Origin of the sequence: Amycolatopsis sp. NPDC006131 (assembly GCF_040614175.1) — a bacterium.
GTDB lineage: Bacteria > Actinomycetota > Actinomycetes > Mycobacteriales > Pseudonocardiaceae > Amycolatopsis_E > Amycolatopsis_E tucumanensis.
The window spans coordinates 41,300-53,433 of the sequence record NZ_JBEXTX010000007.1 but is presented as its reverse complement, the minus strand read 5'-3'; the positions used below and the strand labels follow the sequence as shown (position 1 = coordinate 53,433).

10 protein-coding genes and 1 pseudogene are annotated in these 12,134 nt (G+C 71.8%); 5 read left to right on the top strand and 6 right to left on the bottom strand.

Translation table 11 applies throughout. From position 1 onward, the window contains the following. Positions 1 to 15 precede the first annotated feature (15 nt). Positions 16 to 1,434, bottom strand: coding sequence for a benzoyl-CoA 2,3-epoxidase subunit BoxB (gene boxB / locus ABZ215_RS06560; RefSeq protein WP_354948232.1), 1,419 nt, complete (start codon positions 1,432 to 1,434; stop codon positions 16 to 18). A 1-nt stretch (position 1,435) separates the two neighbouring features. Next, positions 1,436 to 3,052 (bottom strand): 2,3-epoxybenzoyl-CoA dihydrolase, encoded by a 1,617-nt coding sequence (gene boxC / locus ABZ215_RS06555; RefSeq protein ID WP_354948230.1) that lies wholly within the window; start codon positions 3,050 to 3,052, stop codon positions 1,436 to 1,438. 76 nt (positions 3,053 to 3,128) lie between these two features. On the opposite strand from boxC, the gene ilvD reads away from it, so the two are divergent. The 3 genes and pseudogenes from ilvD (at position 3,129) to ABZ215_RS06540 (ending at position 5,908) form a co-directional block, all read left to right on the top strand. Continuing rightward, on the top strand, positions 3,129 to 4,796 hold the full coding sequence (gene ilvD / locus ABZ215_RS06550; RefSeq protein WP_354948228.1) for a dihydroxy-acid dehydratase: 1,668 nt from the start codon (positions 3,129 to 3,131) through the stop codon (positions 4,794 to 4,796). 44 nt (positions 4,797 to 4,840) lie between these two features. Continuing rightward, a pseudogene (locus ABZ215_RS06545) lies at positions 4,841 to 5,398 on the top strand (IS5 family transposase); the annotation flags it as partial. 93 nt (positions 5,399 to 5,491) lie between these two features. After that, positions 5,492 to 5,908 carry a hypothetical protein gene (locus tag ABZ215_RS06540; RefSeq protein ID WP_020417012.1) on the top strand — a complete coding sequence of 139 codons (417 nt, stop codon included), beginning with the start codon at positions 5,492 to 5,494 and terminating at the stop codon, positions 5,906 to 5,908. A 43-nt stretch (positions 5,909 to 5,951) separates the two neighbouring features. Here the strand turns inward: ABZ215_RS06540 and ABZ215_RS06535 are convergent, their stop codons facing one another. Then, positions 5,952 to 7,028, bottom strand: a complete 1,077-nt coding sequence (locus tag ABZ215_RS06535; RefSeq protein ID WP_354948226.1) for an epoxide hydrolase family protein — start codon at positions 7,026 to 7,028, stop codon at positions 5,952 to 5,954. A gap of 62 nt (positions 7,029 to 7,090) precedes the next feature. Here ABZ215_RS06535 and ABZ215_RS06530 point away from each other — a divergent pair, with 62 nt between their 5' ends. Then, on the top strand, positions 7,091 to 8,044 hold the full coding sequence (locus ABZ215_RS06530) for a YafY family protein (RefSeq protein WP_354948224.1): 954 nt from the start codon (positions 7,091 to 7,093) through the stop codon (positions 8,042 to 8,044). 89 nt (positions 8,045 to 8,133) lie between these two features. Beyond that, complete coding sequence (locus ABZ215_RS06525) at positions 8,134 to 8,424, top strand: hypothetical protein (protein ID WP_354948222.1); 291 nt, start codon at positions 8,134 to 8,136, stop codon at positions 8,422 to 8,424. A gap of 190 nt (positions 8,425 to 8,614) precedes the next feature. Here the strand turns inward: ABZ215_RS06525 and ABZ215_RS06520 are convergent, their stop codons facing one another. From ABZ215_RS06520 to selA, 3 genes are all read right to left on the bottom strand, one after another. Then, positions 8,615 to 9,094 carry a hypothetical protein gene (locus ABZ215_RS06520; RefSeq protein WP_020417016.1) on the bottom strand — a complete coding sequence of 160 codons (480 nt, stop codon included), beginning with the start codon at positions 9,092 to 9,094 and terminating at the stop codon, positions 8,615 to 8,617. Positions 9,095 to 9,166: 72 nt separating this feature from the next. After that, positions 9,167 to 10,864, bottom strand: a complete 1,698-nt coding sequence (locus ABZ215_RS06515) for a SelB C-terminal domain-containing protein (RefSeq protein WP_354948220.1) — start codon at positions 10,862 to 10,864, stop codon at positions 9,167 to 9,169. After that, a complete protein-coding gene (gene selA / locus ABZ215_RS06510) occupies positions 10,852 to 12,132 on the bottom strand; it encodes an L-seryl-tRNA(Sec) selenium transferase (protein WP_354948218.1) in 1,281 nt (426 codons plus the stop codon). Before selA ends, ABZ215_RS06515 begins: the two co-directional genes overlap by 13 nt. Positions 12,133 to 12,134 lie beyond the last annotated feature (2 nt).

The following is a 12,134-nucleotide window of genomic DNA, read 5'->3' as shown; positions in this document are numbered from 1 at the left end:
CCGCCCTCCGCAGGTTTACAGGTACACGTACTCGTAGTCGAACGGCTTCCCGTTGATGCCCTGTCGCGGCGGGGCGACCCAGCTCGCGATCTTGCCCCGTTCGTACACCGGGTGCATGAGCGAGCGGACGAACGCCAGGTCCTCGTCGGTCGGCAGCCAGTGCCTGCGGCTGCGCTCCCAGGTCGCTTCGTCCACGATCGTCCCGTCCGCCGTGATGTGGTGGCCGGAGTTTATGCCGACTTTCCGGTTGAAACCAGGGTGCGGCAGGCGGAACCGGAAGTCGATGCCGGCGTCGGCGAGGATCTTGTTCCAGCGCTTGACGCCGGAGGAGCAGTCGGCGATGTACTCGCCACGCAGGTCGAGGTTGAGCAGCAGGATCTTCTGCATCTCCTCGGTGGTCCAGGTGCCGTCGTCCTGCGGTTTCTCCAGCAGCGCCGCGTCCTCGGTCAGCTGGTGGTCGTCCTTGCGGCGGGTCTCCATCCAGCGGCCCTTGAGCCCGGAGGTGTAGTAGTTGGCCGCGTTGGTCGACGTCTCGCTGCCGAACAGGTCGAGCGAGACGGTGTAGTGGAAGTTCAGGTAGCGCTGGATGATGTCCAGCGGGATGCCGCCGTGCGCGGCGATGTCCATGGTGTCGTGCTCGCGGATCAGCTCGGCGCTGCGCGTCACCACGCGGTCGACACCGGTGGTGCCGACGAACATGTGGTGCGCCTCCTCCTTGAGCATGAACTCGCAGGTGCGCGACAGCGGGTCGAACGCGGACTCCTTCAGCGTGCCCAGCTGGTACTTGCCGTCGCGGTCGGTGAAGTAGGTGAACATGTAGAACGCGAGCCAGTCCGCGGTCTCCTCGTTGAACGCGCCGAGGATGCGGGGTGTGTCCGGGCTGCCGGAGTTGCGGTGCAGCAGCGCCTCCGCCTCCTCGCGGCCCTCCTTGCCGAAGTAGGCGTGCAGCAGGTAGACCATCGCCCACAGGTGGCGGCCCTCCTCCACGTTGACCTGGAAGAGGTTGCGCAGGTCGTACAGGCTGGGCGCGGTCAGGCCGAGCAGTTTCTGCTGCTCCACCGACGCCGGCTCGGTGTCGCCCTGGATGACGATCAGCCGCTGCAGGTCGGCGCGGTACTCGCCGGGCACCTGCTGCCACGCGGGCTCGCCACGGTGCTCGCCAAACGCGATGCGGCGGTCCGGGTCGCGTTCGGAGAGGAAGATGCCCCAGCGGTAGTCCTGCGGCACCACGTGGTCGAAGTGCGCCCAGCCGTCGCGGCCGACGCTGACCGCCGTGCGCAGGTACACGCCCTGGGTTTCCAGCGCCGGGCCCATCTCGGCCCACCAGTGCATGAACTTCGGCTGCCAGCCCTCCAGCGCCCGCTGCAGCCTCCGGTTGTCGGACAGTTCGACGTTGTTCGGGATCTTGGCGTCGTAGTCGATCCTGGTCGGCATCTCACACCCGCTTGCGGTCGAAGGAAGCCTTCTGGCCGGTGCCGTAGCGGCGCAGCGCGCCCTCCGGCCCGGAGGCGTTCGGTCTCGTGAAGATCCAGTTCTGCCAGGCCGTCAGGCGGCCGAAGATCTTGGTCTCGATGGTTTCCGGGCCGACGAACCGGTGGTTGGCCTCCATGCCGGTGAGCGCGTCCGGCGACAGCGCGGCGCGACCCTCCAGCACGATCCGGATCTCGTCCTCCCAGTCGATGTCGTCCGGGGCCTCGGTGACCAGGCCCAGCTCGACGGCCTCGCCCGCGGACAGCCGCCGGTCGCGCTCGCGCTTGAGCCAGTCCAGGTGGTCGTGCTCGCCGTAGAACCGGGATTCCAGGCGGGACAGGCCGTTGCCCATCGGGAAGGCGCCGAAGTTCGCGTCCGACAGCACGAGGCACGCGCGTTCCTCGCTGTCCTCGTCGTCGATCGGCGGGCCGTCCAGCATGTACTGGCGGTCGCAGGCCAGCGCGAGCTCCAGCAGCACCCCGGCGAAGCAACTGCCCGGTTCGATCAGGGCGATGAGGCTGCGGCTGGTGACGTCGAGGCGTTTCAGCGTGCGCTTGTAGTAGTGCAGGACCTCGTTGGACAGCCAGTCTGTGCCGGTGAGCACCTCCCGTTCGGCGGCGAGCACGGCGTCCGGGTCGCCCTCGGTGCGGAAGACCCAGGTGCCCAGCTCGGGTTCGTTGGTGCGCAGGCGCAGGACGAGGTCGTCCAGCTCGCGGGTCAGGGCGAGCAGCCAGCCGTCTGCTTGCGGTCCGCGGACGGTGATCGTGACGACGCCGGCGGCGCGGTCCAGCTCGGCGGTGGTGTTGGGGTAGGTGATGCGGTCGTCTTCTTCGGTGCGGTCGAGCGGTTCGAGCACGATGCCCTGCGCGTCCTGCGGCCGGTTGCTCCGGGCGGCGAGTTCCCGGGCGCGTTGCTCGACGACCGCGCGGAACTCCTGGCGCGGGACCAGCTCGTCGACCAGCCGCCAGTCGACCGCGGTGCGGCCCTTCACGCCGTCCGGGCGGGTGGCGAACACGTCGGCGCGGTCCTTGCGGACCCGGCGCTTGTCGGTGACGCGGGTGAGGCCGCCGGTGCCGGGCAGCACGCCGAGCAGCGGCACCTCGGGCAGCGCGACGGTCGAGGAGTTGTCGTCGACCAGCAGGATCTTCTCGCACGCCAGGGCGATTTCGTAGCCGCCGCCGGCGCAGCTGCCGTTGACCGCGGCGAGGTAGATCTGACCGGAGTTCTCGGTGGCGTCCTCGATGCCGTTGCGGGTCTCGTTGGTGAACTTGCAGAAGTTCACCTTCCACTCGTGCGGGGAGCCGGCCAGCATCCGGATGTTCGCGCCGGCGCAGAACACCTTGTCCTTGGCGCTGGTCAGGATCACCGCGCGCACCTCGGGGTGCTCGAAGCGCAGCCGCTGGACGGCGTCGTAGAGCTCGATGTCCACGCCCAGGTCGTAGGAGTTGAGCTTCAGCTCGTAGCCGGGGACCAGGCCGCCCTGCTCGTCGACGTCCATCTCCAGCCACGCTATTGGCGGCTCGATCCGGAGCCGCCAGTGCCGGTAGGAATCCGGATGCCGATCGAATGACACCGTCGTCATGACATCGATTCTCTACAACTTGTTCTCGGTCGTCAACGTTGTGTAGAGAGTGGATCTCGGGCCTATGGTGCTCAGCATGGCTGACCTCAAACCCCGGTCGCGGGACGTGACGGACGGGCTGGAACGCGCGGCGGCGCGTGGCATGCTGCGCGCGGTCGGAATGGGCGACGAGGACTTCGCCAAACCGCAGATCGGCATCGCCTCGTCATGGAACGAGATAACACCGTGCAACCTCTCCCTGCAACGGCTGGCGCAGGCGAGCAAGCAGGGGGTGCACGCCGGCGGCGGCTACCCGATGGAGTTCGGCACGATCTCCGTCTCCGACGGCATCTCCATGGGCCACGAGGGCATGCACTTCTCGCTGGTGTCGCGGGAGATCATCGCCGACTCGGTGGAGACGGTGATGGAGGCCGAGCGGCTGGACGGCGCGGTGCTGCTGGCCGGGTGCGACAAGAGCCTGCCCGGGATGCTGATGGCCGCCGCGCGGCTCGACGTAGCGGCGGTGTTCCTCTACGCCGGGTCGATCCTGCCTGGCAACGTGGACGGCCGCGAGGTGACGATCATCGACGCGTTCGAGGCGGTCGGCGCGTGCGCCCGCGGCCTGATCTCCCGCGAGGAGGTCGACAAGATCGAACGCGCCATCTGCCCCGGTGAGGGCGCCTGCGGCGGGATGTACACGGCGAACACGATGGCCTGCGCGGCCGAGGCGCTGGGAATGTCGCTGCCCGGCTCGGCGAGCCCGCCGTCGGTGGACCGGCGGCGCGACCGGTTCGCGCGGGAGAGCGGCGAGGCCGTGGTCGGGATGCTCGCCGCGGGGATCACCGCGCGGGACGTGCTGACGCGCGAGGCGTTCGAGAACGCGATCGCCGTCGTGATGGCGCTGGGCGGGTCCACCAACGCCGTGCTGCACCTGCTGGCGATCGCGCACGAGGCCGAGGTCGAGCTGACGCTGGACGACTTCACCCGGATCGGTGACCGGGTGCCGCACCTGGCCGACGTCAAGCCGTTCGGGCGGCACGTGATGACCGCGGTCGACCGGGTCGGCGGCGTGCCGGTGGTGATGAAGGCGCTGCTGGACGCGGGTTTGCTGCACGGCGACTGCCTCACCGTGACGGGCAAGACTCTGGCCGAGAACCTGGCCGAGCTGGCGCCGCCGGAGCTGGACGGCGAGGTCGTGCGGAAGCTGTCGAACCCGATCCACCCGACCGGCGGCCTCACGATCCTGCACGGCAGCCTTGCGCCGGAGGGCGCGGTGGTGAAGAGCGCCGGGTTCGACTCGTCGCGGTTCGAGGGCACGGCGCGGGTGTTCGACGGCGAGCAGGCCGCGATGGACGCGCTGCCGACGCTGCAGCCCGGCGACGTGGTGGTGATCCGGTACGAGGGGCCGCGCGGCGGGCCCGGGATGCGCGAGATGCTGGCCGTGACGGGCGCGATCAAGGGCGCCGGGCTGGGCAAGGACGTCCTGCTGCTCACCGACGGCCGGTTCTCCGGCGGGACCACCGGGCTGTGCATCGGGCACGTCGCCCCGGAGGCCGCGCACGGCGGCCCGATCGCCTTCGTCCGCGACGGCGACCCGATCGTGCTCGACATGGAGACGCGCACGCTCGACGTGGGGATTTCCGAGGAGGAGATGGCCGAACGCCGGTCCGGCTGGGAAGCGCCCCCGCCCCCGCGCCGCACCGGCGTGCTGGCCAAGTACGCCCGTCTGGTCGGCTCCGCCGCCCAGGGGGCCGTCTGCAACTAGACGTAGTATTGACGGATCGGCCGCGGATTGAGCCGTTGTTGCCGGTGTCGGGTCGGGGTCGGCGGTGGCGGGATCACCGGCAGGTGCTCAACGCGATTCTGTGGAAGCTACGCCGGCGCTCCGTGGCGTCTGCGGGCGCCCGGAAAAAAGGGGGCTGCGCCCCCGCCGTCGAGGCGCTCGCGGTCGACGGGGAAGGACTCGGACGCTCCCGCGGAGGACTGAGCACCACAATCCACCTCGCCGTCGATGGCCGCGGGCGGCCGATGCGGGTGCTGCTCACCGGCGGCCACGCCGGCGACAACCCACAACTGCTGCCGCTGCTCGACGGCATCGCGGTCGCCCGAATCAGACCAGGCAGACCGCGATGCCGACCCGATCGTATGGTCGCGGATAAGGCCTACTCGCACCCCTCAACCCGGCAAGCGATGCGACATCGGCGGATCCGGTTCGTCAGTCCCGAGCGCGAGGATCAGATCGCCCGCCGCGCCGCCAGAGCTTCACGCGGCGGACGACCACCCGCCTTCGATGCCGAGACCTACAAGCGGCGCAACATGGTCGAACGCTGCTTCAACCGGCTCAACCAGTTCCGCGACCTAGCCACCCGTAGTATTGACGGATCGTTCAACAATCGAATAGTGTCCTCCGCCACTGGGGGCGGCACACAGTGCGCCCATTCCTGGCGAAGGGGTTCCCACATGCGTGCGCGACGCTCGTTGTTCGTTGCCCTGGCCACCTCGATCGGCGCGGTGCTCGCGCTGCTCGTCCCGGGAACGGCCGCGGCTTCGGACTACAACATCGCGACGGCCTCGAACGGCCCGAGCGGCAACTACTGGTACTACTGCGTGACGGACACCGGGGTGGAGGGCTGCTACCAGCCCTACGGCGACCTGTTCTACGTCCGCGACACGAAGGCGAACGGGCAAGCGGCCGAGGTCCGCTGGTACAACAACCTGAACGGGGCGCCCTACCGCCAGGGCACGTGCCGGAACAACCTCGGCTCCGGCCACTGGGGCGTGTGCGACAAGGACTTCCGCGAGGACAGCACGATCCGCTTCGGGGTCGACGGCGTGGGCAACGACGCGCGCCTGTACTCGCCGACGCTCTACGCCTGACGCCGCGGCCGGACCGCGGACCCGCGGTCCGGCCCGTCTGCGACTAGAGCGAGCCGAAGAACTGCCGGATGTCCTGCGCCAGCTCCGCGGCGGCCTGGTGCGCCGCGTAGTGGCCGCCGACCTCATAGGTGTGCCAGCTGACGATGTTCTTGTGGTCGCGCTCGGCGAAGCGGCGGATGGACTGGAAGTCGTTCGCGAAGCCGGCCAGCGCCAGCGGCACCGTGGTCGGCTCGGCGGGCGGTTCCGTCTGCGCGTCCTCCCAGTAGAACCGCATCGAGGACGCCGTCGTGCCCGTCAGCCAGTAGATCGCCAAGTTCGTCACCACGAAGTCGTCGTCGAGGCCGGCGAGCAGCTGGCCGTTCCACCCGGCCAAGCCGGCCGGCGAGTCGGCCAGCGCGTGCGCCAGCGTCTGCGGCTGCTGGGCCTGCAGCTGGTTGAACGCGCCCATCTTCGACCAGAACCACTGCAGGTGCTCCAGCGCGGCACCCTCCTCGGGCGTCAGGTCGGCCATCTCGGCGGGATCGCCCGACGGGAACGAGAAGATCTGCGTGACGTGCACACCGACGACGTGCTCCGGGTCCACCCGGCCGACCTCGGGTGAGATCAACGAGCCGCCGTCGTTGCCGACCGCGCCGTAGCGCTCGTAGCCGAGGCGGGCCATCAGCTCGGCCCACGCCTTCGCGACCCGGTACCGGTTCCAGCCGCGCTCGCGGGTCGGGCCGGAGAAGCCGAACCCTGGGATCGACGGGATCACCAGGTGGAAGTCGCGGGACAGCGGCTCGATCACGTCGAGGTACTCCACGATCGAACCGGGCCAGCCGTGCGTGAGGATCAGCGGCAGCGCGTCCTCGCGCGCCGACCGGACGTGCAGGAAGTGCACGTTCTGGCCGTCGATCTCGGTGGTGAACTGCGGATAGGCGTTCAATCTCGCTTCGAAGGCGCGCCAGTCGTAGCCGTCGCGCCAGTACTCGACCAGCTCACGCACGCGGGCGACCGGCACGCCGTAGTCGTCGCCGCCGTCGGCGAGTTCTTCGCTGAACCGGGTGCGGGCGAGGCGGTCGGCCAGGTCGTCCAAGTCGGCCTGCGGGACGTTGATGCGGAAGGGCTTGATCTCGGTCATGACACCAAGCTAGGCGGCCAATAGGAAGACTTCGTTCCTATTGATCCGGCAGACTCGGAAAAATGCTGGAGACCTCCGCCCGACTGCTCCGCCTGCTGTCCCTGCTGCAGACACCCCGCGACTGGACCGGCGCCGAACTCGCCGAACGTCTCGAGGTGAGCACCCGCACCGTCCGCAACGACGTCGAGCGGCTGCGCAACCTCGGCTACCCGGTGCACGGCACGCGCGGCTCGGTCGGCGGCTACCGGCTGGGCGCGGGCGCCGCGCTACCGCCGCTCCTGCTCGACGACGAGGAGGCCGTCGCGGTCGCGATCAGCCTGCGCACAGCGGCCGGCTCCCTCACCGGCGTCGAGGAGACGGCATTGCGCGCGCTGGCGAAGCTGGAGCAGGTCCTGCCGTCGCGCTTGCGACGCCGCGTGCAAGCGCTGAGCACCTACGCCGTCCGTGCGCCTGCCGACAACGAAGGCCCGCGCGTGAGCGCCGAAACCTTGAGCCTCCTCGCCGCCGCGTGCCGCGACCACGAGCGGCTGCGGTTCGACTACACCGGGCACGACGGCACGACCGGTCGGCGCGTGGCGGACCCGTACCGGCTGGTGAACTGGGGAAGCCGCTGGTACCTCGTGGCGTGGGACTGCGACCGCGGCGATTGGCGCACGTTCCGGGTGGATCGGATGGAGCCGAAGATCCCGTCCGGCCCGCGGTTCACCCCGCGTGAGCTGCCCGAAGAAGTGACCGACCGGGTGCGCCGCGGGGTGTCGGCGGCGGCGTGGCGGTACCGCGCGGAGGTGACCGTGCACGCTCCGGCGGACGTGGTGCGTGAGCGGATCAACCCGGCGGTGGGCACGGTCGAAGCGCTCGACGCGACGACGTGCGTGCTGCACACCGGCGCGGACACCGTGCAGAGCATCGCCGTGCACCTGGGTCTGCTGGACCTGGACTTCACCGTGACCGGGCCGCCGGAACTCGTCGAACGGCTGCGGGTCCTGTCGCGGCGCTACCGGAAGGCCGTGTCGTGAAACCGTTCCAGACCAGGCGTCTCGCGGACGCCGTCGAGGTGACCGCACCGGACGGGTCCACCGTCCGTCCACTGTGCACACTTCCGGGCGTGGCGAGTTTCGCGCACTTCGCGCTGGAGCGGGATCAGGTGTCGCGGGCCGTGGCGCACGCGACCGTGGAGGAGATCTGGTACGTCGTCGGCGGCAGCGGCCGGATGTGGCGCAGGCAGGGCACGCGCGCGGAGGTCACCGACCTGGCGCCCGGGGTGTGCCTGACGATCCCGCTCGGCACGGCGTTCCAGTTCCGGGCGGGCGCGGACGGGCTGACGGTGGTCGCGGTGACGACGCCACCGTGGCCGGAGAGCGACGCGGAGGCCGCACTGGGGCCCGGACCGTGGTGACTGTCGACTCGCCGCGACCGTGCAGGCGCCCTCGATCGCGCCGACCTGGCCGCAGCACCCGATTCACGCTGGCCGCGCGCAGGAAGCTCCGGCGTCACGTGGACGCCGGAGCCACCGAGTTCGCCGCCGCCCTCGCCGGGTCACCGGCGGAGCAGGACCGGACCCTGGGTCTGGTGCGGAGCCTGAACTCCTAGTACCGGTCCGTGGTGTACGGCGTGCCGCTCTCGATGCTCGGGCTGACCCGCGGGTCGCGGCCCTCCTGCCCGGGCACCGGCGAGACGACCGGGTCGTTGAGCGAGTGGTCCGCCGGGCGCGGGGCGTTCATCCGCGTGTTGATCTGCTCGACGACCTGTTCCTCCCGCTGGCGCGACAGCACGGCGATGGTGATGCCGTGGGCCAGCGCCAGCACCAGCAGGAACACGCCGATGCGTCCCACGATCGCCGTCGGCGTGGTGCCGCCGGGGAAGTCGATCGTCGAGATGAGCGCGAGCACGCCCAGCGTCGCGATGTGGAACAGCACCGCGACCAGCCGGGCCATGGACGCCCCCGATTCCGATTCGCCCTGCCCGTTCGCCAGGTACCGCTTCCCGCTGTGGTAGACGAACTGACCGTCGACCAGGACGATCAGCGCGCCTATCACCAGGAAGGCCACATAGGCGTTCGTGTCCATGACGAGCTCCTCTCCTCACCGTGAGTCGAGTACCCGTCACGCTTCCGAGCGAAACCCGCGAGTCGTGGCAGCTCAGCGCAGGTGGCGCCGCGAATCCGGGGTCCGGGCGGTGATCGCGCGGGCGTCGAGCAGCTCCAGCAATGGCACCGCGACCCGGCGGGTCGTGTCCAGCGCTCGCCGGGCCTCGCTGACCGTGAACGGCTGCGGCAGCGTCCCCAGCACCTCGGCGGCCCGCGGAACCGCGTCGGGGCCGAGGAACACCCCGTCGGCGATCCGGGTCAGCCGCCCGGCGCGCACCGCCGCCGCCAGTTCCCGCGCGCCCAGCCCCAGCTCGGTGAGGTCGTCGGCCTCGGGCGCGCGGAACGGCTGCGACCGGAACCGCTCGTCCAGCCGCGCCAGCGCGGACAGCACCGGCGCGGGCAACCCCGCGCCCGGGCGCCGCACGAGTCCGTCGGCGATCACCAGCCCGGTGCCGTCCAGCGCGGCCGGCACGAGTTCGGCCGCGGGTAGCCCGGCCGCCTGGCGCAGCGCCTCCACCGGCATCCCGGCCGCGACGGGGTTGCGAGATGACCACTCGTCGAAGCGCGACAGCGCCTCCTCGCGCGCCCGCGCGAGGGCCGCGTCGTCCACGACCCACTCGCCGATCCGCTTGCCCGTCAACGGGAATCCCATCGCCCGCAGCTCGCTCGCGCGGGCGATCGGCGGCGGCAACACCCGCCCGGCAGCCAGCTCCACCGCCCGCGCACGCGCCGCACCACGACGCCGCAGCGGCGGCGGCCGCACGTCCAGCACCGTGATCCCGGCCGCGATCCGGTGCTCGCCGGGGTCCCGCAGCAGTCCGGTGTCCCCGATGCGCAACGGCAACGGTTCCCGCAACCGCAGCCGCGCCGCGTCCGTCCCGAGTGGACGGACGTGCACCGGTACCGCCGCCGCGCCGAGGTGCAGCACCAGCTCCCGGTGCAGCTCCCCCTGCGCGCGCACCGCGACGTCCACCTCCGAGGTGTGCACCCACGCCCCCGGCGTCAGCAGCGCGTCCCCGCGCCGCACCCGGTCGCGGTCCACCCCGCGCAGGTTCACCGCGACCCGCGCCACCGCGGTCACCTCGGTTTCGGCCGCGCCGAGCGACTGCAGCCCGCGCACGGTCACCCGCTCCCCGGCCAGCTCCAGCTCGTCCCCCGCACGCAGGGTGCCGCCGGCGAGCGTCCCGGTCACCACCGTGCCCGCGCCGCGCACCGTGAACGCCCGGTCCACCCACAGCCGCACGTCCGCCGCCGGATCCGGCGCGGGCAGCCGGTCGACGAGCGCGCACAACGCCCTGCGCACCGGCTCCAGGTCCCCGCCGCGCCCGATCGACACCACGTCGCAGCTCCCGAGGACCGCCAGGTGGGAAAGCGCTTCCGCGGTCGCGGGCCCGGGATCGGCGAGGTCGGCCTTGGTCACGACGAGCAGCGCGTGCCGGACGCCGAGCGCGTCGAGCGCCGCCAGGTGTTCCGCCGACTGCGGCATCCACCCCTCGTCCGCGGCGACGACGAACACCACGGCGGGCACCGGGCCGACCCCGGCGAGCATGTTCGGCACGAACCGCTCGTGCCCCGGCACGTCCACGAACGCGAGCCGCCGCCCGTCGATCTCCGTCCAGGCGAACCCCAGCTCGATCGTCAGCCCGCGGCGCTGCTCCTCCGCCAGGCGGTCCGGCCAGGTGCCGGTGAGCCGCTCGACCAGCGTCGACTTGCCATGGTCCACGTGCCCCGCGGTCGCTACGACGTACACGCGCGCACCGCCGCGAGCAGCAGTTCGTCCTCGTCCGGGCCCACCGTGCGCAGGTCCAGCAGGCACCGGCCGTGCTCGACCCGGCCCACCACCGACGGCGTCCCGGTGCGCAGCGGCTCCGCCAACGACTCCGGCAGGCTCACCGCGACCGACGGCAGCTCAACCCCGGGCGCGCCGCCGCCACCGACCGCCGAACGGCACGACACCACGCTCGCACCGGGAATCCGCGAGGCCAGCGCGTCCGCCCTCCGGCGCAGTTCCGCCACGTCGGCGACCAGGGCCCGCGCGACCGGCGGTTCGGGCCCGCGCAAGGTCGCCTCCAGCGCGGCGAGAGTCAGCTTGTCGACCCGCAGCGCCCGGGCGGCGGGATGCCTGCGCAGCCGCTCCACCAGCTCGGCCGAGCCCAGCAGCAGCCCGGCCTGCGGGCCGCCGAGCAGCTTGTCACCGCTCGCGGTCACCAGGTCGGCGCCGTCGCGCAGGACCGTGGTGGCGTCCGGCTCGTCCGGCAGGACCGGGTGCGGAGCGAGCAGTCCGGACCCGATGTCGACGACCAGCGGCACGTCCAGCGTGGCGAGCTCGCGCACCGACGCCTCCGCGGTGAAGCCGGTGACGCGGAAGTTCGACGGGTGCACCTTCAGCACGAAGCCGGTGTCCGGGCCGAGCGCCGCGGAGTAGTCACGCAGGCTCGTCCGGTTCGTGGTGCCGACCTCGCGCAGCCGCGCGCCGGTGGACGCCAGCAGCTCCGGGATGCGGAACCCGTCGCCGATCTCGACCAGCTCGCCGCGGCTGATCACGATCTCCTTGCCGGGCGCCAGCGCGAGCGCGGCCAGCAGCAGCGCCGCGGCGTTGTTGTTCACCACGTGCACCCCGCCCGCGGCCGGCACCGCCTCGGCGAGCGCGGCCAGCGCGCCACGGCCGCGGCGGGCCCGGCGGCCGGTGGCGAGGTCGAACTCGACGTCCGTGCTGCGCCCCGCGGTGACCACGGCGTCCAGCGCCGCCTGCGACAGCGGCGCCCGGCCGAGGTTGGTGTGCACGACTACCCCGGTCGCGTTCACCACCGGCCGCAGCGTGGTCGCGGACGACGGCAGCGCCGCGATGGCCTGCTCGGCCACCTGCTCCGGCTCGATCTCCCCGGCGCGCGCCCGGTCCTGCGCCGCCACGACCGCGGCCTTGACCAGGGCGCGGCCGAGCACGCGCTCCGCCTCGGCCAGGCGCGGGTGCGCGAGCAGCACGTCGGTCCGCGGCACGCGGCGACGGGGGTCCGTCACTC